The 20,387-nt window shown below is 75.1% G+C and carries 16 protein-coding genes; 8 read left to right on the top strand and 8 right to left on the bottom strand.

All coding sequences use genetic code 11. The features are described from left to right. Positions 1 to 282: 282 nt before the first annotated feature. The 3 genes from O4J56_RS21695 to O4J56_RS21685 all read right to left on the bottom strand — a co-directional run bounded on the left by O4J56_RS21695 (position 283) and on the right by O4J56_RS21685 (position 3,155). Positions 283 to 873 (bottom strand): NADPH-dependent FMN reductase, encoded by a 591-nt coding sequence (locus tag O4J56_RS21695; protein WP_270688183.1) that lies wholly within the window; start codon positions 871 to 873, stop codon positions 283 to 285. 170 nt (positions 874 to 1,043) lie between these two features. Further along, the gene (locus O4J56_RS21690) at positions 1,044 to 1,841 is read right to left on the bottom strand and encodes a phytanoyl-CoA dioxygenase family protein (RefSeq protein WP_270688182.1); all 798 of its coding nucleotides are present in this window, start codon (positions 1,839 to 1,841) and stop codon (positions 1,044 to 1,046) included. A 90-nt stretch (positions 1,842 to 1,931) separates the two neighbouring features. Next, complete coding sequence (locus tag O4J56_RS21685; protein WP_270688180.1) at positions 1,932 to 3,155, bottom strand: cytochrome P450; 1,224 nt, start codon at positions 3,153 to 3,155, stop codon at positions 1,932 to 1,934. Positions 3,156 to 3,395: 240 nt separating this feature from the next. On the opposite strand from O4J56_RS21685, the gene O4J56_RS21680 reads away from it, so the two are divergent. Continuing rightward, the gene (locus O4J56_RS21680; protein WP_270688179.1) at positions 3,396 to 4,034 is read left to right on the top strand and encodes an NADPH-dependent FMN reductase; all 639 of its coding nucleotides are present in this window, start codon (positions 3,396 to 3,398) and stop codon (positions 4,032 to 4,034) included. 25 nt (positions 4,035 to 4,059) lie between these two features. After that, complete coding sequence (locus O4J56_RS21675; protein WP_270688177.1) at positions 4,060 to 5,697, top strand: MFS transporter; 1,638 nt, start codon at positions 4,060 to 4,062, stop codon at positions 5,695 to 5,697. A 54-nt stretch (positions 5,698 to 5,751) separates the two neighbouring features. On the opposite strand, the gene O4J56_RS21670 is transcribed toward O4J56_RS21675, so the two are convergent. Both O4J56_RS21670 and O4J56_RS21665 read right to left on the bottom strand, forming a co-directional pair. Beyond that, complete coding sequence (locus tag O4J56_RS21670; RefSeq protein ID WP_270688175.1) at positions 5,752 to 6,858, bottom strand: nucleotide disphospho-sugar-binding domain-containing protein; 1,107 nt, start codon at positions 6,856 to 6,858, stop codon at positions 5,752 to 5,754. A 38-nt stretch (positions 6,859 to 6,896) separates the two neighbouring features. Further along, a complete protein-coding gene (locus O4J56_RS21665; RefSeq protein ID WP_270688173.1) occupies positions 6,897 to 8,297 on the bottom strand; it encodes an alpha-L-fucosidase in 1,401 nt (466 codons plus the stop codon). A 295-nt stretch (positions 8,298 to 8,592) separates the two neighbouring features. On the opposite strand from O4J56_RS21665, the gene O4J56_RS21660 reads away from it, so the two are divergent. Further along, positions 8,593 to 11,832 (top strand): BTAD domain-containing putative transcriptional regulator, encoded by a 3,240-nt coding sequence (locus tag O4J56_RS21660; protein WP_270688171.1) that lies wholly within the window; start codon positions 8,593 to 8,595, stop codon positions 11,830 to 11,832. Between the two features lie 189 nt (positions 11,833 to 12,021). Next, a complete protein-coding gene (locus tag O4J56_RS21655; RefSeq protein WP_270688170.1) occupies positions 12,022 to 12,627 on the top strand; it encodes a response regulator transcription factor in 606 nt (201 codons plus the stop codon). Between the two features lie 24 nt (positions 12,628 to 12,651). Here the strand turns inward: O4J56_RS21655 and O4J56_RS21650 are convergent, their stop codons facing one another. The 3 genes from O4J56_RS21650 to O4J56_RS21640 all read right to left on the bottom strand — a co-directional run bounded on the left by O4J56_RS21650 (position 12,652) and on the right by O4J56_RS21640 (position 16,461). Then, the gene (locus O4J56_RS21650) at positions 12,652 to 14,949 is read right to left on the bottom strand and encodes a TOMM precursor leader peptide-binding protein (protein WP_270688168.1); all 2,298 of its coding nucleotides are present in this window, start codon (positions 14,947 to 14,949) and stop codon (positions 12,652 to 12,654) included. Then, entirely contained in the window at positions 14,950 to 15,117 is a 168-nt protein-coding gene (locus tag O4J56_RS21645) for a hypothetical protein (protein ID WP_270688166.1), read from the bottom strand. A 138-nt stretch (positions 15,118 to 15,255) separates the two neighbouring features. Further along, positions 15,256 to 16,461 carry an acyltransferase family protein gene (locus O4J56_RS21640; RefSeq protein WP_270688164.1) on the bottom strand — a complete coding sequence of 402 codons (1,206 nt, stop codon included), beginning with the start codon at positions 16,459 to 16,461 and terminating at the stop codon, positions 15,256 to 15,258. A 255-nt stretch (positions 16,462 to 16,716) separates the two neighbouring features. On the opposite strand from O4J56_RS21640, the gene O4J56_RS21635 reads away from it, so the two are divergent. From O4J56_RS21635 to O4J56_RS21620, 4 genes are read left to right on the top strand one after another with little or no spacing between them, the layout of a single operon-like run. Beyond that, the gene (locus O4J56_RS21635) at positions 16,717 to 17,967 is read left to right on the top strand and encodes a class I SAM-dependent methyltransferase (protein WP_270688162.1); all 1,251 of its coding nucleotides are present in this window, start codon (positions 16,717 to 16,719) and stop codon (positions 17,965 to 17,967) included. After that, positions 17,964 to 18,701 (top strand): class I SAM-dependent DNA methyltransferase, encoded by a 738-nt coding sequence (locus O4J56_RS21630; RefSeq protein ID WP_270688160.1) that lies wholly within the window; start codon positions 17,964 to 17,966, stop codon positions 18,699 to 18,701. The genes O4J56_RS21635 and O4J56_RS21630 overlap by 4 nt, the downstream gene beginning before the upstream one ends. Positions 18,702 to 18,709: 8 nt before the next feature. Beyond that, entirely contained in the window at positions 18,710 to 19,327 is a 618-nt protein-coding gene (locus tag O4J56_RS21625; protein ID WP_270688159.1) for a dTDP-4-dehydrorhamnose 3,5-epimerase family protein, read from the top strand. Next, the gene (locus tag O4J56_RS21620) at positions 19,324 to 20,346 is read left to right on the top strand and encodes an NAD-dependent epimerase/dehydratase family protein (protein ID WP_270688158.1); all 1,023 of its coding nucleotides are present in this window, start codon (positions 19,324 to 19,326) and stop codon (positions 20,344 to 20,346) included. The genes O4J56_RS21625 and O4J56_RS21620 overlap by 4 nt, the downstream gene beginning before the upstream one ends. Positions 20,347 to 20,387: the final 41 nt, after the last annotated feature.

Here is a 20,387-nt window from a genome sequence, read left to right as displayed (position 1 = left end):
CGAAGGGGCGGTCGGCGGCCGGGGGCACGGCGCGCACCCGGTCCAGGAAGGTGCCGGTGCCCAGGCCGGGTTAGTGGTGCAGGCGGGCGGGGAGCGCCGGCGGGACGGCGGGGTTCGGGGCGTGGGTGCCGTCGTCGGTGCGGGGGGCGGTGGACAACGCGGGTCGTCCCGAGCGCTGGGGGGGGGGGCGGGGGGGGTGGCGAGGGCGTTCGGCCGCTCTGTGTCACCTCGGGAGACGGGGCGGAGCAGGGGACGCGAGCGAGCGGGCCGGGATCCGGCGCCTCAGGAGACGTAGGGGCGCTTGGCGCGGCCCTCCCGCAGGGTGTACGCCCACCAGGAGAGCTGGTCCAGGAAGTCCTTGGCGGCCGTCTCGGCCCCCTCGGTGTCGGTGGGGAGCCCCTGGCCGTCGAACTTGTCCGGGAAGTCGGCGAAGCTGATGGTGTTGCGGATGGTCGTCGCGTGCAGCTCGTTGAAAACGGTGCGCAGCTGCTCCACCGCGTTCAGGCCGCCGCTGATCCCGCCGTAGGAGACGAAGCCGACCGGCTTGGCCCCCCACTCGTAGAAGAACCAGTCGACGGCGTTCTTCAGGGACGCCGGATAGCCGCGGTTGTACACCGGCGTGACCACGATGTAGGCGTCGGCGGCGGCGATCCTGGGGGCCAGGGCGGAGACGGCCGCGGGCAGCTCCGCATCCTGGTCGTCTCCCGGAAGGACGTACGGGAGGTCGGCCTCGGCCAGGTCGATCAGGTCGGTCTCGATGTCGCCGCGCTGGTCGGCCACGGACGTGATCCAGCGCGCCGGCGTCGGCCCGAACCGGTCCACGCGGGTGCTGCCGATGATCACGGCGACACGGAGGCGGTCGGTCTCCGTCATGCTCAATTTCCCTCGGTCTCTCGCACTCTCAGGGCACGGGCGTCCGGGACGGCCGAGCGCCGCACGGCCCATTGTGTTCGTCCGGTGGCGCTCGGCCATAGTGGCGGGTTCACCCGTGCGGGTATGAATCCGTCATGCCGCCGGGGCCGGCCGGCCCCGGCGGCGCGCCGTCAGGCGCCGGAGCGGGCGAGCGGGAACCGCTCGCCGCGGACCGGGTCGCCCGGCTTCAGGCCGCCCAGGTCGTCGTCGGGGAAGAGGTAGGTGTAGACGAAGTTGGGGCGGTAGACGGCCTCGGCGTCCATGTAGATGGAGGCCAGGGAGACGCGGGTGGTGTCGGTGTCGTTCGCACCCGCCTCGTGGAGGACGCGGGCGTGGTGGAAGTGCACGTCGCCCGCGCGCATCGGCACCGTCGTCCGCTCCTCCCAGGCGAAGTGCGGCCACCGCTCCAGCGGCGACATCCCGTCGTCGTCCTCCTTGGGCGTGACCAGCTTGTGGGAGCCGGGGATGAACGACATGCAGCCCCGCTCGACCGGCACGTCCACCAGCGCCACCCAGGCGGTCAGGGTGATCGGCCGGCCCTCGATCGGGTGCGAGGGCTCGTCGTGGTGCAGCGGGGTGGGGGCGGACGCCCCTCCGGCGGGCTTGCGGAACAGCTCGCTCTTGAACAGCCGGAGCGGGGCCCCGGCCAGCCGCTCGGCGACCGCGGTGATCTTCGGGTGGAAGGTGAGCCGGCGGGTGACCTCGCTGCGCAGTCCGGCGTCGGGGACCCAGTCCATCGCCAGGCCCTCGTCCTCCTCCCACAGCTCGGTCTTCTCCCGGGACAGCTGCCGTTTTGCGTCCTCCAGCTGCTCGGCCACCTCCTCGGGCGTCAGGAGCCCGGGGACGTTGATGAACCCCCGGCTCCGGTACAGCTCGACGGCGTCGTCCGAAATCAGGGCGTCCGTGTTCTGATCATCGGCCACGGTCATGGGGTTCCTTCCGGGTCGTGGTCCAAGGGGCGTTCGGGGCCCACTGTCGGCATCGGCGCGGTGCCGCCCCACCGCGGAGGCGGCGGTATGTCAGGTCCGCGCGGCCCCCGCGGCGGCCGTGACGCGCACGGGCAGCGACTTCACGCCGCCGAGGAAGGCCGACCCCTTGAACTCCGCCTCCCCGGCCGCCTCGATGGCGTCGGTGCGCGTGAGCAGCTCGGTGAAGAGCAGCCGCATCTCCATGCGGCTGAGCGGCGCACCGATGCAGTGGTGGGGGCCGTGCCCGCCGAAGGCGAGGTGCCGCCCCGCGTCCTCGCGGGTGACGTCGAACCGCTCGGCGTCGGCGAAGACCTCCTCGTCCCGGTTGGCCGAGGGGTAGGAGAGCATCACCCGCTCGCCCTTGCGGATCTTCACCCCGGACACCTCGGTGTCCTCCTGGGCGGTGCGCAGGAAGTGCCGCACGGGCGAGCTCCAGCGCAGGATCTCCTCCACCGCGCCGGGGATCCGGTCGGGCTCGCGCCGCAGCAGCTCCAGCTGGTCGGGGTGGCGCAGCAGCTCGAACAGGCCGGTGGCGATGGCGAACGCCGTCGTCTCGTACCCGGCGTCGGCGATGAGCATGTAGTAGGTCGTCAGGTCGGGCTCCTCCAGCAGCCGCCCGCCGACCCGCCCGTTGGCGATGGCCGAGGACATGTCGCCGTTGGGCCGCGCCCGGCGGTCCTCGGTCACCCGGCCGAACAGGGCCAGGCAGTCCTGCCAGTTGTTCCAGGCCTCCTCGGGCTCCTTGTCCCAGGCCATGGTCTGGGTGGCCCGGTACATCTGCGGGTAGTCCGCGTCCGGCAGCCCCAGGACGGACAGGATCATCCGGAGCGGGAACCGGGCGGCCACGGTGTCCACGAAGTCGCATTCGGGCCCCTGCGCCAGCAGCTCGTCGACGGCCTGGCGGGCCAGGTCGGCCGCCCGCGGTTCCAGGTCGCGCATGTTCCTGTACTTGAACCAGCCCTGCGCGATGGCCCGGTGGGCGCGGTGGTCCTCTCCGTCGCGGTGCGGCAGCGGGCACAGGTCGCCCTCGGCGGTCTCCGCGGGGGGCTCGGCGTACTCCAGGATCGGCCCCGGCCGGTTCGTGAACAGGGCGGGCCGGCTCTCGATGGCGGTGATGTCGGCGTGCCGGGTCACCAGCCAGAACGGCAGGAAGTCGCCCTCCACCCAGACGACGGGCTCCTTGCGCCGGTACTCCGCCAGCATCGCGAACATCTCGTCGGTCCGGGTCCAGCAGGAGTCGTCGGCCAGCGCGCTGGGGGTCATCGTGCTCGTCACTGTGCACCTCGCCTCATCACCGTGCGTGCGGTCGGCGGAGCCGGGGGCCCGCGCCGCCCGCACCCTGGCACCGCCCCGCCCCCGCGGCCACCGCGCCCGCCCGGAGTTGGTCAGGTCCGGGCCGCTTCGGCGGGGCCGTAACCGGACCCGAACGGTTTCCGAACGGCGGCCGCGCACACTGGCCGCGACAGGCGGGGGAGGGCCCCGCCCGCACGGATGCCCGCAGGGAGAGGGGGCGCGATGGCCGAGAGCCCGCTGCGCGTGGCGATCATCATCGGCAGCAACCGCAAGGGGCGGTTCGGCCCGGTGGTGGCGGACTGGTTCGCCGGACAGGCGCGGGACCACGGGGCCTTCGAGGTCGACACCATCGACCTGGCGCAGGCCTGGCTGCCCGAGGTGCTGACGGCCGACGGCGACGAGGTCCCCGGGGCGGTGCGCAGCCTGGGCGGGTGGCTGCGGGCGGCCGACGCGTTCGTGATCGTCACCCCCGAGTACAACCGCGGCTACCCGGCCGCCCTGAAGAACGCCATCGACTGGTACGGGGACGAATGGCGGACCAAGCCGGTCGCCTACGTCTCCTACGGGGGCTCGGCCGGCGGCCTGCGCGCGGTGCAGGCGCTGCAGCCGGTCTTCACCGAGCTCTACGCGGTGAACGTCCGGGAGACCGTCAGCTTCCACAACTACCCGGAGCGGTTCGACCCGCGCGGCCGCCCCACCGACCCCGCGGGCTGCGAGGGCAGCGCGCGCAGGCTGCTGGACCAGCTCGCGTGGTGGGCGCGCACCCTCCGGGACGGCCGCGCCCGCGCGCCCTACCCGCAGGGCGGCGGATCCGGCCTCGAAGAGCCCGGCGGCCGCGGCCGGCCCGCGGCCACGCGCTGACAACGTGATGAGAAACGGAGAAGCCATGGCAACCCCAGAACCGTCCGCCGCGGCGCCTCAGAAGGAGGTGCGCGCCGGACCGAAGGAGTGGGCGGGGCTGACGATGCTCGCCCTGCCCACGATGCTGCTGAGCCTGGACCTGACCGTGCTCTACATGGCCATCCCCCACCTGGGGGGAGACCTGGGCGCGAGCAGCACGCAGCTGCTGTGGATCATGGACATCTACGGCTTCGTGGTCGCCGGCTTCCTGATCACCATGGGGACGCTGGGCGACCGGATCGGCCGGCGGAGACTGCTGCTCATCGGCGCGGCGGCGTTCGGCGTCACCTCGGTGATCGCCGCCTACTCCGTCAGCGCGGAGATGCTGATCGCGGCGCGCGCGCTGCTCGGTCTGGCCGGTGCCACCCTGATGCCGCCGACCATGGCGCTGCTGACCGTGATGTTCAAGAACCCCAAGCAGCGGGCCATGGCGATCAGCGTGTGGCTGACGTCCTTCACGCTGGGCGGGGTGATCGGCCCGGCCGTGGGCGGGGCGCTGCTGGAGTTCTTCTGGTGGGGCTCGGTCTTCCTGCTGGCCGTGCCGGTGATGGTGCTGCTGGTGGTGGCGGGGCCGCTACTGCTCCCGGAGTACCGGGACTCCTCCGCCGGACGGCTGGACCTGTTCAGCGTGGCGCTCTCGCTCGGCACGATCCTGCCGTTCGTGTACGGGCTCAAGGAGATCGCCAAGGGCGGGTTCTCGCTCCCGGTCCTGGCGGCCGTCGCGGTGTCCCTGCTGATCGGGTGGGCGTTCGTGCGCCGCCAGTTCGTGCTGGAGAGCCCGCTGCTGGACATGCGGCTGTTCCGGAGCCGCACGTTCACCGGCGCGCTGGTGGCGCTGCTGCTGGGCATGGTGGTGCTCTACTCCTTCACCTTCCACTTCACCCAGTTCCTCCAGCTGGTGCAGGGGCTGGAGCCGCTGCAGGCCGGGGTCTGGTTCGTCCCGCTGGGCATCGCCAGCGTGGTGGGGGCGATGGGGGCCCCGATCCTGGCCAGGAGCATCCCGCCCGCCCGCCTGATCTCGTTCGGCCTGGTGGTGTGCGCGGCGGGGTTCGTGTCGCTGACGCTGATGGACGCCACCACCGGGCTGGCGGTCTTCATCACGGGCTCGGTCGTGGCGGTCCTGGGCGCGCAGCCGATGCTGGCGCTCGGCTCCGACATGGTGGTGAGCTCCGCGCCGCCGGAGAAGACCGGTTCGGCCTCGGCGATGTCGGAGACCGGCGGCGAGTTCGGCGCGGCCATGGGCATCGCGGTGTTCGGTTCGCTGAACGCCGCGGTCTACGGTGCGCGCATCGACGGGCTGATCCCCGAGGGCGTGCCGGAGGCCGCCGCGGAGACCACGCGCAACAGCTTCGCCGGGGCGCTCTCCGCGGCCGAGGGCCTACCCGCCGACCTGGGCGCGCAGCTGGTCGCCGCCGGCCGGGACGCGTTCGTGTCCGGAATGAACGCGGTCACCGGGGCCAGCGCGGCCGTGATGCTGCTCATCGCGGTCGTGGTGGCGATCGTGCTGCGGCACGTGCCGCCGCTCGGGCAGGAGGAGCAGGCCGATCAGGAGCCGGAGGCCGATCAGGAGGCGGGCACGGAGAAGGAGGGCGAGGCGTCCGACCCGACCGGGGCCCGGGGCTGACACGGCCCCTGCCGGGCGCGGGCCGTGCCCGCGCCCGGCGGGGGCGTCCGTCCGTCAGCCGCCGACCAGCTCCTCGATGGCGCCGACCAGCTCACCGGGGTGCGGCTGGGCGGCGTTCTCCGCCGCCAGCTCCTGGGCCCGCTCGCGGTATCCGGGGGAGGAGAGCAGGGCGCGGCAGCCGTCGACGATGTCCTCCGGCCGCTGCCGGTCCTCCTCCAGCATGATCCCCGCACCGGCCTCGGCCAGGCGGCGCATCTCCACCGCGGAGACGTCCTGGATGGCGATCAGCTGGGGCACCCCCGAGGCGATCGCGGTCATGTCCGTCGCGCCGCCGCCGTGGTGCACGATCACGTCGCAGGTGGGCGCCAGCACGTCGAGCGGGATCCACCCGGCGCGCACCTCCGGGATCCGGGCGCGCAGCCCTTCGGCCACCGGCTCGGGCGCGGCGACGACGACCTCGACGCCCAGCGCGGCGACGCCCTCGGCCAGCGCGTGCAGGGTGTCCCCCTGGAAGACGCGGCTCCCCCCGGTGATGGCCACCCGGGGCCGGTCCCCCCTGCCGTACATCCACGGCTCGACCGCGCGCTGGGGGTTGGCCGGGACGAAGCGCATGGGCCGCGCCCCGGGCGCGCCGTCGGGGCGCAGGCTCGGCGGGCCGACGTCGATCCGCAGGTCCGGTTCGGGGAGCCCGTCCAGGCCGAGGTCGTCCAGGACCGGCCGGAGCACCTCCAGGGCACCGGGGTGGTAGATCGAGGCGTCGCCGCGGTCCCACTCCTGCAGGACCGTCGGGACGCCCAGGTGGTGGGCGAGGAGCGGGGCGCCGTAGAACATGGGGTTGCCCACCACGACATCGGGCCGCCAGTGCTCGGCCGTCTCCAGCAGCGGCTTCAGCCCGTCGACGGCGATCTCTGCGTACACCCGGCCGGCCGCGCGCGCCGCCCCCTCGGGGTCGGTGGGCATCCCGGCCATGAAGGCCATGACGTCCTCCAGCGCCAGCGGCGAGATCCGCACCGCGGGGAGCCCCACCGCGGTGATGTCGGGCAGCACCCATTCGATGCCGCCCATGAAGACCTCGTGCCCGGCGTTGCGGACCGCGGTGGCCAGGGCGGCGTGCGTGTAGATCGTGGCCGGGCTGTTGCCCGGCAGGAACAGTGCTCTCATGCTCGTCCGAACCTCTCTGTGGTCGGGGGACGGGGCGGTCAGCCGCCGCCGTCCGCGGGGGCCGCCCCGAGCGGCTCGACGGCGCCGACCGGGCCGATGCGCACCGCCATGGCCGGCTGCGGGGCCGGGGCCTCGGGCAGCTCGACGGCGACGCCGTGCGGGGAATCGCTCCAGGGAAGCGGGCCGGGGCGGCCCACCTGCTCCACGTGGGCCCCCTCGCGCAGCCTCAGGTCGAGCCCGAGGGTGCGGGTCCGCGGGGTGCCGAGCACGATCACGTACAGGTCGTCGCCCTTGCGCGTGTAGCGGGTCTGCACACCCTCGTCGGTCATCCCGTGCACGGTGGTCCACGGCCGGGTGCCGCGGATCGCCTCGCCGTGCTCGCCGAGCCAGGCCCCGAGCGCGAGCAGCCGCTGCGACTGCGACCAGGGCACGGCCCCGGCCCCGGTGGGGCCGACGTTGACCAGCATGGTCCCGCCCCGGGCCACGATGTCGGCCAGCGCGTGGACGAGGGCCTCGGGGGAGATGTGGTCGGCGTCGGTCTCCTCGCGGTTGAAGCAGTAGCCGGTGCTCAGCGGCCACACGGCCTGCCACCGCCGCCCCTCGGGGCCGACCGTGGTGCCCTCCGGCGTGGCGTACCCGGAGTGCAGCTCGCCCGAGCTCTGCGCGGGCAGGTCGAACCGGTCGTTCACCAGCCCTTCGGGGACCTGGGACCGGTACCAGTCGAACAGCGCCGGAAGGTCGGTGCCGGGCGGGGAGACGCCGTAGTCGTTCCACAGGGTGACGGGGCGGTACCGGCGGACGAGCTCCTTCCAGTGGGCGACGAACCGCTCCCGGTACTCCTCGTCCCGGGGGACGGCGGCGAAGGCCGAATCCAGGTCGCGCACCGGGGGGTGATTGGTGGCGAAGTCCCATGCGCTGTAGTAGACGCCGAACTCCATCCCGCGGGCGCGCACCTCGGCGGCGAGGTCGCCGACCGCGTCGCGCTCGGACTGCCAGCCGGCCACGCGGGGGTTGGGGTGCTCGCTCGGCCACAGCAGGAAGCCGTCCTCGCCCTTGGCGCAGAACACCACGTAGCCCGCCCTGGCCCGCTCGAACAGCTCGGCCCACGGGCGGGGGTCCCACGCCGGCAGCGTCGCGTCCCGGAAGCGCTCCACGAAGGCCGAGTAGGGCAGGTCCCCGTAGTGCAGGGCATGGTGGCGCGCCACCGCGCTCCCGGGCAGTGCGAGCGCGTTCTGGTACATCATCGCGTCGCCGTCGGTGCGCCACCAGCCCGGGTTCGACGCGCGTTCGAAGACGTCGCCGTCGGCCACCGGGTCGGGGACCCGCGCACGGCGCACCGGCGCGTAGGCGGGGATCGAGGCGGCGCCCCAGTGGATGATGACGCCGAGCTTGGAGTCGTCGAACCAGGCGGGGTCGCCCGGGCGTGAGTCGTCGGTCATGGGACGGGTCCGTTCACCGATCGCCGATTCGCCTCCGGAGGGCCCCGGGGCACAACGAGGCGATGCTAGGTACCGGCCCGGCGCGGACCGCTTTTCCCGGCGGCGAGTTTGTCACCTTTCCCCGGAAGGCGGCGGGAAGGGGAGGCGCCCCCGGCCGGGAGTGACCGCGGGGACGGCCGCACGGTTAGATTGGTGGCGTTTCGGAAGTGCTCCGGACCGCGCGGACCGCCCGCGCGACCGCTGGGAAAGGGGGCGGGGGAACGGCCCTTCTCCGGGTGCGTCCTCCGATCGGCTGATGCGATTCGGCATACTCGGGCCGCTGGAGGTGTGGACGTCGGACGGGCATCCGGTCCGGGTGCCCGAGCTGAAGGTGCGCTCTCTGCTCGCGGCCCTGCTCGTCGCCGAGGGCAGGCCGGTCTCCGCCGACCGCCTGGTCGACGACCTGTGGGGCGCGTCTCCCCCGGGCAGGCCGGTCGCCGCGCTCAGGGCGAAGGCCTCCCAGCTCCGCCGCGCGTTGGAGGACGCCGAACCGGGCGGGCGCGAGCTGGTGTCCTCCGGCCCCTCCGGCTACCTCCTCAAGGGCGGCCCTGAGGTGGTGGACGCGGACCGCTTCTCCGAACTGCTGGCGCGCGCCCGTTCGGCCCGCGACACCGGGGCCCGGGCGGCGCTGCTGGCCGACGCGCTGGCACTGTGGCGCGGTCCGGCGCTGGCCGGGTTCGCCGACGAGGACTTCGCCCGTCCGGCCGTCGCCCGCCTGGAGGAGCTGAGGGCCGCCGCCCTGGAGGAGCAGGCCGAGGCCCGGCTGGCCCTGGGCGAGCACCGTATGCTCGCGGGCGAGCTGGCCGACCTGGTCGGCGCCCACCCGCTGCGCGAGCGCCTGCGCGCGGCCCACATGCTGGCGCTCTACCGGTCCGGGCGCCGGGGCGAGGCGCTGCGCAGCCACACGGACCTGGAGCGCAGGCTCCGTGAGGAGCTGGGGGTGGACCCCGGGGCCGAGACGACCCGCCTGCGCGACGCGATCCTGCGGCAGGACCCGTCGCTGGACGCGCCGGAGCCCGCCGCCGGGCCGCTGCGGGGCCGGACGAGCCTTCCGGTGCCCGTCACCGAGCTGGTCGGCCGCCCGGGCGCGGTGGCCGAGGTGGCGGCGCTGCTGCGCGGCGAGCGCCTGGTGACGCTCACCGGGCCGGGTGGCGTCGGCAAGACCCGGCTGGCCACGGAGGTCGCCTCGGCGCTCCAGGGCGACTTCCCCGACGGGGTGTGGACGGTGGAGGCCGACGGCGGGCTCCGCCGCGGCGACGCGTCCGGGGAGGCCGCCGCGTCCGCGGTCGCCGAGGCGGTCTGCGAGGTGATGGAGCTGCGCGATCCGGTCCCGGCCGTGCGGGACCGCGAGGACGTGGTGGACCGGCTGGTCGAGGCGGTGCGCGGGGCCGAGGTGCTGCTGGTGCTGGACGGCTGCGAGCGGGTGGTCGGCGGGGCCGCCGAGCTCGCCGGGCTGCTGCTCGGGCGCGCCCCGGGGCTGCGGGTGCTGGCGACCGGCCGGGAGCCGCTGGAGGTCCCGGGCGAGCGGCTGTACCTGGTCCCGCCGCTGGAGGTGCCGGAGCCGGGCGCGGGGACCGAGGAGGTGCGCGCCAGCGGGGCCGTGGAGCTGTTCGTCCGGCGCGCCGCCGCGGCCTCCCCCGGGTTCACCCTGGACGAGGGGAACGCGGAGCGGATCGCCGCGGTCTGCCGTCGGCTGGACGGCCTGCCGCTGGCGCTGGAGCTGGCGGCGACCCGGGTGCGCGCCCTGGGCGTGCACGAGCTGGCCGAGCGGTTGGACGACCGGTTCCGCCTGCTCACCGGGGGCCGCCGGGGGACGCCGGAGCGGCAGCGGACGCTGCGCGCCACCATCGACTGGAGCTGGGAGACGCTGGGCGCCGCCGAGCGCCGGGTGCTCCGCCGCCTCGCGGTGCACGCCGACGGGTGCGGCCTGGCCGCGGCCGAGGCGGTGTGCGCCGGGGACGGTGTGGCCGCCGAGGACGTGGTCGACACGCTGGGGCGGCTGGTCGCGCGGTCCCTGGTGATCATGGTCGACGGCGCGGAGGGGCCGCGCTACTGGCTGCTGGAGTCGGTCGCGGCCTACTGCGCCGAGCGGCTGGAGGAGGCCGGGGAGGCGGCCGTGCTGGCCGAGCGGCACGCGGCCCACTACACCGCGTTCGCCGAGCGGGCGGCGCCCTACCTGTACGGGCCGGAGCAGCGCACCTGGCTGCGCCGGCTGGACGCCGAGTCCGCGAACCTGCGCGCGGCGCTGGACACCGCGGTCCGGGGCGGCGACGCCGCACGGGCGCGGCGCCTGGTCGCGGCCCTCACCTGGCACTGGTACCTGCGCGGGCGGCTGCGGGAGGCGCAGCGGTCGTTGGCGGCGGCGCTGGCGCTCGGCGGGGACGACCGCGACGGGGTGCGCGCCGACCTGGAGGTCTGGGCGGCCGGGATCGGGGTGCTGACGCGCACCGGGCCCGACCCGGTCGCGGAGGGCCGCCGGGCGCTCGCCTCCGGCCGGGGGTCCGGTCCGCTGGAGCGCGCCCGCGCCCGCTGGTTCCTGGCCACGGCGCTGTTCGCGGTGAACAAGAACGGGCTCGGCAGGGAACTGATCGAGGAGGCCCTGGTCGAGTTCCGGGCGCACGGCGACCGGTGGGGCACCGCGGCCGCCCTGGCGCAGCGCACCTGGTACGGGCTGTTCTCCGGGGACCTGGCGGGCGCCGCCCGGGACGGGGAGCAGAGCCTGGAGTACTTCCGGGAGCTGGGCGACCAGTGGGGGCTGGTCCAGGCCGGGGACGCCCTGGCCACGCTCGCCGAGATCACCGGGGACTACGGGCGGGCCGAGCGGCTGCACCGGGAGGGCCTGCGGATCGCCGAAGGGCTCGGCCTCTGGCACGACGCGTCCTGGAAGTACTCCGGGATCGGCAGGATCGCCCTGCTCAACGGGGACTACCCGGCGGCCCGGGAGTTCCACGAGCGGGGGGTGCGCACGGCCGAGGAGCACTCCGACCACTTCGGCCGGCGCTACGCCGAGCTCGGGCTCGGGCTCGTCGCCCGCCGCGAGGGCGACCTGGACGCGGCCGAGGCGCACCTGCTGCGGCTGCGCGACTGGATCGGCGGGCGGGGAGGCGACAGCACCCTGGCGCTGATCCTGGCCGAGCTGGGGTTCGTGGCCGAGCTGCGCGGGGATGCGCGGGAGGCGCTGCGCCTGCAGGCCGAGGGGTACGCCGTGGCCGGGGCGTCCGGGGAGCCGCGCGCGGTGGCGCTGGCCCTGGAGGGGCTGGCCGGGGCGCGGGCGCTGGCCGGAGCGCACACGGAGGCGGCGCGGCTGCTCGGCGCCGCGGCGGCGGTGCGGGAGGGGATCGGCGCCCCGCTGCCCGCGGCCGAGCGCCGGGACGTCGACCGGGCGGCCGGGGCGGCGCGCGCGGCCCTGGGGGAGGCGGGGTTCGCGGCCGAGGCGCGGGCCGGGGCCGAGGCGGGGCCGGAGGGGCTGGTGGATCCGGGGCCGCCGGTCCGCTGACCGGCGGCGGGACCACCGGGAACCGTGGTCCGTTCGGGACCTCGGGCCGTTTGCGGACAAAAAGGAATATGGGGAACGGTGTTCGCTGCGATAGCATGACGCAGGTTTTCGAATAAACGACTTAAAGGTACATTTCGGATAAATGGCGATCCTGGTTGCATGCGGGCGTGAGGAGATGGGGAGATCACGGTGATCCGCGTGGTCCTCGCCGAGGATATGCACATGGTCCGCGGGGCCCTGGTCTCCCTGCTGCAATTCGAAGAGGACATCGAGGTCGTCGCCGACATCGACACGGGGGACCGGATCCTGCCCACGGTCCTGGAGCACCGGCCGGACGTGGTGATCATCGACATCGACCTGCCCGGAATGGACGGGCTCACCGCCGCGGCGCGGCTGCGCACCGAGGCGCCCGGGGTCCGCACGCTGATCCTGACCAGCCTGGGGACACCGGGGGCGCTGCGCAGGGCGCTGGCCGCCAAGGTCGGGGGGTTCCTGCCGAAGGACGCGCCGCCGGGCGAGCTGGCCGCGGCGGTGCGCGGGGTGTACGCCGGGCGGCGGGTGATCGACGCGGAGCTGGCGGTCGCCGCCTTCGACAGCGCCGAGTGCCCGCTGACCTCGCGGGAGCTGGAGGTGCTGCGGCTCACCGCGGACGGGCGCGACGTGGTCGAGATCGCCGAAGGCCTCTTCCTCACCCCCGGGACCGTCCGCAACTACCTGACCTCGGCGGTGTCGAAGCTCAACGCCCGCAACCGGGTGGACGCGATCCGCATCGCGCGCGAGGCCGGGTGGTTCTGAGCGGTCGGCCCGCCGCCGTGCCGGTCACAGGAACAGCGGGTAGGGGTTGAGGTCGGCGTAGGCGGTCGGAGCGGGCAGGCGGCCCAGCTCCACCGGGACGTCGAAGAGCCGGCCGGGGGCGTAGCGCGCCCACATGCCGCGCATCCCCGGGACGACGACCTTGGCCACCGGGAGCCCGATGTCCGGCCGCGTCTGGTCGAGCACCAGCATGTCCAGGCCGCGTGCGGCGAACCGGTCCCGCAGGTCCAGGACGTCGGCGGCCGCGTCGTCCCCGGGCCCCGACGGGTGGTCGCCGGGGGCGGAGGGCGGCCGGTCCGGGTCGGGGAGCAGGTAGGCGCCGGCCGCCGTCCCCGGGCCGCGCAGCCAGCGGTCGGCGTCCGGGTCGCCCCAGTCGGTGGCCGGCCCGGCCGCGCCGAGGAGCTGGTTCATCTCCGCGACCGCCCTGCGCAGGGCCACCCGCGCGTCCAGGTGCGCCCCGAAGCCGAACATGACCTCCTCCGGCCCGCCGTCCGTGCGCCGGGTCACCGCGGCCATCGTCGGCACCCCCAGGTCGGAGGTGACGTCCAGGACCCAGAACTCCCGCCCGAGGCCGGGGTACACCCCGCGCATCCGATCCACCCAGGGGTCGGCGAAGGCGTCCAGGTCCACGCCGGGGTGGACCGTGCGGTTGTACCACCACAGCGCCACGGCGTCCCGCTCCACGACCTCCAGGGCGCCCTGGAGCACGGCGTCCTCCAGGAGCGCCCCGGCCGCGCAGCCGTTGGAGTCGGCCGTGACCACGGGCTCGGCCCGCTCCGCGGGGGCCCCGAAGTACAGCATCGCCGTGGGGAGGAGCCGCCGGCGCTCCTCGGTGAGCGACCACAGCGGGGTCCAGTCGGTCGCGGCGTCCTCGTCGAAGGGCGCGCACACGAACTGGAAGGCACCGTGCTCGGCGTTCCACCGCTCGCGGCCGGCGTATTGCCGGGGGTCGTAGAGCAGGCAGTCGGCCGGGTGCACCGCGGTGCCGGCGAACTCCGTGTAGCTCCCCCGGATCCGCTCCTCGTCCCCGTGATAGGTCCCGCTGCGCCGCTCCAGCGCCTCGCACAGCGCGCTCGCCCGGGCCTGCTCGTCCGTGGTCCCCTTGCCGCCGTTCTCCACCCGCAGCACGGCGCGCATCCCGTCCACCCCCGTCCCGGGGGCCGCCGCGTTGGGGCCGCTGCGGTAGGTGTGGGTCCCGGGCGGCCCCTCGACGGGGGTGAGCTCCTTGACCAGGCCGGTGACCGGGCCGATCAGGTGCGCGTAGGCGTCGAGTACCTCGCGGGACGACACGGTCCGGTGGCCGGTGCCCTCCTCCGCCTCCCGGGAGCGCGGGTGCGGGCGCGGCCGCACCGGGCGCTGGGCCTGCGCCCGGACGAGGGAGGGGTCGCCGCAGGCGGGGCACTGGGGGCGGGCGTGCAGCGGGTGCAGGCGCGCCTCCAGGGTGATGGTGTCCATGGTCCAGACGGAGCGCTGCCAGGAGCCGCGGTGCCCGGCGGCCCACTTGGCCGCCTCCGTGGCGACCAGTCCGGCCCCCGCGGCGGTGAGCGCGGGGACGGCGGCGCGAGGGCGGTCCACCCGCCCGGCGCCGCCCACGGCCTCCAGCGCGTGGAGTTCACCCTGGCGGTGGAAGCGCAGGCGGTGTGCCAGGCAGTGCCAGCAGCCTCCGCCCTCCCCTGGAGTGAACACCGGCCCGATCCACATGACGGCGCCGGTGGGGCGGGCGAGCAGCCAGGGGCGGCCGCGCTCGCGGTGCGCGGCGTCCACCTCGTCCAGCCCGGGGGCGAGGTAGTCGGTGCACAGCACGACGGTCAGGTCGGCGTCGGGGGCGAGCCGGAGCGGGGACCCAGGCGCGTGCCGGACCGGTTCGCGCACCCCCAGACCGGTGTCGGCCAGCGCCGAGGCGGTCCCCTCGGCGTCCGCCGTGCCGACCGCCACGGGCTGCACCGCGGTCCCGGCGACCGAGCGCTCGGCGGCGGCCGGGTCGGCGCCTCCGGCCTCCCAGAAGGCGGCCCTCTCCGGCGGGGCCTGAGGTGCGGGGCCGATGAGGCCGGCCCGGTCCAGGCGGGCGACGAGTTCGGCGACCCTGTCCGGGGCCAGCCCGGCCGGGGCGGCGCGCTGCAGGGCCGCCAGGTCGTGGGTCCCGTCCAGCAGCGGGGCCAGGGCCTCCACGTGGCGCCCGCGCAGTGCGGTGACCCGGTGTTCGGAGAAGAGGTAGACGGCCTGACCGGGGACGGTCCGCGCGTGCAGACCCGCCTTGAAGGCCAAGGGGCCCCGGAGGCCGCCCGTCTCGGGATCCTGCGGCACTCAGACCGCCGGTCCGCCGTGCCCTTGCGCGACGGCCCAGGTGATGGTGGTGGGGTTCATGGTGGCCTCGGGGGAGGCGGACCAGCTCTCGAAGACGTGGATGTTCAGGTCGAGGGCGTCGGTGCCGTCGCCGGTGTCGTGAACCTGGTCCGTCGTGGCCGAGTCCATCGTCGGTCTCCTCCTTGCGCGCCGGTTCATGGTCCGTGCGTCCATTCTCTACAGAAGTGCCGCTCGATAGGGAGTGCCCCCGTCACGGTGGACACGTGTGATTCTCATGGGTCCCCCCTCGTGCCGCGCGGCGGGCGGTCAGACGCCCGAGGCGGAGAGCATCCCCCACGCCAGCGCCGCGATCAGCAGGGTGCAGCCGGCGGCGAAGGCCGCCGCGGCCCGCGGGGAGCGCAGGCGGGGACCGTGTCGCACCGGGTCCTCGACCAGGACCTTCGTCCCCCACGCCAGCAGCAGCGACAGCACGCCGATGATGAGGCCGTCGGGCCAGCCCCAGCTCAGGCGGCCGCCGGTGAGGGCGGGCCAGAACACGATCAGCGGCCAGTGCCACAGGTAGAGGGAGTAGGAGACGTCGCCGACGAACCGCGCCGGCGCGGTGCTGAGCAGCCGGTAGGCGGTCCACCGGCCGGGGGAGTCCGCGGCGGCGATCACCGCGAGGGTGCCCAGGACCGGCACCGCGGCGATCCAGCCGGGGAAGGCGGTCCGCTCGTCGAAGAGGAAGGCGGAGGCGAGGATGGCGGCGAGCCCGGCCCAGCCCAGCGGCGCGCGCACGCGGACGGGCACGGACAGGCGCACCAGGGCGACGGCCAGCAGGCAGCCGGCGGCGAGCTCCCAGAGGCGGGTGTGCGACAGGTAGAAGGCCATGCCCATCCCGTCGGGGGAGGTGAGCAGCGCCGAGGCGGCCAGGGAGCCCAGGAGGAGCACGCTCCCGGCGGCGAACAGGGTGCGCAGGCCGCGCAGGCGGCGGGGCAGGGCGGTCCAGCCGATCACCAGCAGCGGCCACACCAGGTAGAACTGCTCCTCGGTGGCCAGCGACCAGTAGTGGGCGACGGCGTTCATGGTCTCGGCCGGGAAGTCGGCCACGCCCGGGGCGTGGTAGGAGGCCAGCAGCAGGTTCTCCGCGAAGAGGGCGGAGGCCAGCAGCTGGCGTCCGGTCTCGGCGGTCTGCGCGGGGGGCAGCAGCGCGAGGGAGGCCGCGCCGGCGGTCACCAGGACCAGGGTCGCCGCGGGCAGGATCCGCCGGATCCTGCGGGCGTAGAAGGCGGTGAGGCGGACGCGCCCGTGTTCACGCGCCTCGCGCAGGAGCAGGGTGGTGATGATGAAGCCGGAGACCGCGAAGAAGACGTCGACGCCGATGTAGCCGCCGGTCAGGTGGGTGGAGTTGATGTGCGCCACCACGACGAGGGAGACCGCGAGGCCGCGTAAGCCCTGGACTTCGCCGAGGTGGCGGCGGGCGGTGTCCTCCGGCGGGGAGGACGGCCGCTCGGCCGCGCGCGGGGTGGTCATGGACGGGTCCTTTCGGAAGGGCGCCCGCGGCGTGGCCGGGCGCGGTCCGGTGATCGTGGGCCCCGCGCCGCCCGTTCCCTACTGCTCAAATCCTCCTTTGTCATGATCAGCGAAAAATGTCCGAACCCGGACGCCGGCCGGGCCGGTCGGCCGCCGCGGCGACTTGACACGCTCGAACGCGCCTCCTGGCCGCAGGCGCCCGCCCGGGGAAGGGTCGGGGGCGGTGCCCTCCGCCTCACGCCAAGGAGCAGACCTATGACCGGACCCGCCGGAACGGAGCTCGGCCCCGTCCAGTGCCGCATCTGCGGAGGGGACGTCCACGGCTTCCTCGACCTCGGGCGGCAGCCGCTCTCCGACGCGTTCCTCGACCCGGGCGGCGATGCCTCCGGCGAGTTCTTCTACCGGCTCGCCGTGGGCCTGTGCGGCTCCTGCACGATGGTCCAGCTCATGGAGGAGGTCCCCCGGGAGCGCATGTTCAACGCCGACTACCCGTACTTCTCCCAGGGATCGGCGGTGATGCGCGAGCACTTCCGCGCCACCGCACGCCGCTTCCTGGAGAAGGAGGCGTCGTCCGAGTCCCCCTTCATCGTGGAGATCGGCTCCAACGACGGCGTGATGCTGGGCACGGTCCGCGACGCCGGGGTGCGCCACCTCGGATTCGAGCCCTCCGGCAGCGTCGCGGCCGTCGCCCGGGAGGCCGGGGTCGCCGTGCGGGAGGAGTTCTTCGAGGCCGCGACCGCCAAGGCGGTGCGCGAGGAGTACGGGCCCGCCGACGTCGTCTTCGCCGCCAACACGCTCTGCCACATCCCCTACATGGGGTCCATCCTGGAAGGGGTCGACGTCCTGCTGGGGCCCGACGGCGTGTTCGTCTTCGAGGACCCCTACCTCGGCGACATCGTCGCCAAGACCTCCTTCGACCAGATCTACGACGAGCACTTCTACTTCTTCACCGCCACCTCCGTGCAGCAGATGGCCCGGCGCGGCGGACTGGAGCTGGTGGACGTCGAGCGCCTGCCGGTGCACGGCGGCGAGGTCCGCTACACGCTGGCGCGCCAAGGGGCCCGCACACCGTCGCCCGCCGTGGCCGAGCTGATCGAGCAGGAGGAGGCGGCCCGGCTGCACGCCCCCGAGACCCTGCGCGGGTTCGCCGAGGCGGTGGCCGCCATCCGCGGCGACCTGTCCTCCCTCCTGCGCCGGCTGAAGGAGGAGGGCCGCACCGTCGTCGCGTACGGCGCCACCGCCAAGAGCGCGACCGTCACCAACTACTGCGGGATCGGCCCGGACCTGGTCGCCCGGGTGCACGACAGCACGCCCGCCAAGCAGGGCCGCCTCACCCCGGGCGCGCACATCCCCGTGGTCGCCCCGGAGGGGTTCTCCGAGCCGTACCCGGACTACGCACTGCTCTTCGCCTGGAACCACGCCGACGAGATCATGGCCAAGGAGCAGGGGTTCCGCGAGGCCGGCGGCAAGTGGGTGCTCTACGTCCCGGAGGTGCGGGTCGTATGACGCGCGACGGCGGCCTGGCGGGGATCTACCGCTGGGCCGAACTCTACGAGGACGTCTACAGCGGCCGGGGCAAGGACTACGCGGCCGATGCCGAGCGCGTCGCCGCGATCATCACGGAACGCCGTCCCGGGGCGGTGTCGCTGCTCGACGCGGCCTGCGGGACCGGGGCGCACCTGCGCCACCTGGCGGACCGCTTCGACACGGTCGAAGGGGTGGACCTGGCCGAGGACATGCTCCGGGTGGCCCGCGAGCGGCTGCCGGGGACCGCGCTGCACACGGGCGACATGCGCGACTTCCGGCTCGGCCGCCGGTTCGACGCGGTCACCTGCATGTTCAGCTCGATCGGCTACACGGGCGGTGCCGAGGGCGTGCGTGCCACGCTGGCCTCCTTCGCCCGGCACCTGGAGCCCGGCGGCGTGATCGTGCTGGAGCCCTGGTACTTCCCGGAGACGGCGCTGGACCGGCACGTGGTCGCGGACACCTTCACCGTCGGCGCCAGGACCGTCTCGCGGGTCTCCCGGGCCGTACTGGAGGACGGTGCGCACCGGATGGAGGTGCACTACATCGTGGCCGACCGGGAGAACGGGATCCGGCACTTCACGGACGAGCACGTGCTGGCCGTCGTCGCGCGCGAGGAGTACGAGCGGGCGTTCGAGGAGGCGGGCTGCGCGGTCGAGTACCTGCCCGGGGACGGGCCGGGCCTGTTCGTCGGGGTCGCGAAGGGCGGGGGGTGAACCGCGGAATGCAGGTGCGCAGACTCGCCATCGAGGGCGCGTTCGTCTTCACCCCGCACGTGTACACCGACACCCGCGGCTCCTTCGTCTCCCCCTTCCAGGAGTCGGCGTTCGCCCGGGCGACGGGGCACCGCCTCTTCCCCGTCGCCCAGACCAGCTACAGCCTCTCCCGCCGCGGCGTCGTGCGGGGGCTGCACTACACCGCCACGCCCCCGGGCATGGCCAAGTTCGTGCACTGCCCGCAGGGGCGGGCGCTGGACTTCATCGTCGACCTGCGGCTGGGCTCGCCCACCTTCGGCCGCTGGGAGAGCGTGGTGCTGGACCCCTACGACGCCCGCGCGGCCTACCTGCCGGTCGGCGTCGGGCACCTGTTCGCGGCGCTCCAGGACGACACCGCGATGAGCTACACCCTCTCCCGGGAGTACGTCGCCGAGAACGAGCGGGCGATCGCGCCGACCGACCCCGAGCTCAGGCTGCCGCTGCCCGGCGGGGTCGCGCCGGTGCTGTCCGAGCGGGACCGCGCGGCGCCGACCCTGGCCGAGGCCGCGGACGCCGGGCTGCTGCCCGACTACGGCCGCTGCCGCGAGCTGGACGATGAGCTGCGGTCCGCGGCGGGGACCGGATGACGCCCGCCGCGGACGGCGGGACCGTCGTGGTGCTCGGCGCGACCGGATGGGTGGGGCGGCACGTCGTCGCGGCCTGCGCCGCGCGCGGCCGCCCCGTCCTCGCGGTCGCCCGGGGCCCCGCCGAGCACATGCGGGGCCACCCGTTCCACCCCATGGACCTGGCGGCCGCCGGTCCGGGGGAGGTCGGCGCCCTGCTGCGCGGGGCGGACGCGCGCGTCGTCGTCAACGCCGTCGACGCGGCCAACGCCCGCGACGGCTGGGACCGGTCGGAGGAGGACCTGCGGGCGGCCAACGTCGGCGCGGTCCGCACCCTCCTGGAGGCCGCCGCCGACCAGCCCCGCCCGCCGCGCCTGGTCCACCTGGGCACCCTGCACGAGTACGGCCCGGCAGCGCCCGGGACGGCGGTGGACGAGCGGACCCCGCCCCGCCCGGCCAACGCCTACGCCCGCAGCAGGCTGGCCGGGTCGCGCGAGGCGCTGGCGGCGGCCCGGGAGGGCCGGGCCGACGCGGTGGTGCTCAGGCTGGCCAACGTGTGCGGTCCGCACCCCTCGCCGGCCTCCTTCCCGGGCCTGCTGCTGCGGCTGTTCCGCGAGGCCGCCGCGGGAGGCCGCCCGGCGCTCCGCGTCGCCGACGCGCGGCGCGACTTCGTCGACGTCCGGGACGTCGCCGAGGCGGTGCTGCGCGCCGCCGAGGTTCGGGAGGCGTCCGGGCACGCGGTCAACATCGGCGGCGGGAGGGCCGTGCCCATCACCGAGGCGGTCGCCCTGATGGCCGCGGTGGCCGGGCTCCCGCGCGGCGCGGTGGCCGAGGAGCCCGCTCCGGTCGCCGGGCTGGGCGGGGACTGGTCGCTGGCCGACGTCCGGCTCGCCGGGACGCTCCTCGGCTGGCGGCCGCGGACCACCCTGGAGGAGTCGCTGCGGGCCATGTGGCGGGCCCAGACGGCTCCCGTGCCGGGGGGCGCCCGCCCCCCGGCACCGGTCCGGCCCGAGCTGACACACCCTCCCCGGCGCCCTGGATGAGGCCGCGCCGGGCGCGGACGATGTGGGCCCAGGGGCGGGAC

The organism is Nocardiopsis endophytica, from assembly GCF_027706725.1.
In the GTDB taxonomy this organism is placed as follows: Bacteria; Actinomycetota; Actinomycetes; order Streptosporangiales; family Streptosporangiaceae; genus Nocardiopsis_A; species Nocardiopsis_A endophytica.
The sequence above is the reverse complement of the archived record's forward strand: the minus strand, read 5'-3'. Positions and strand labels throughout refer to the sequence as shown.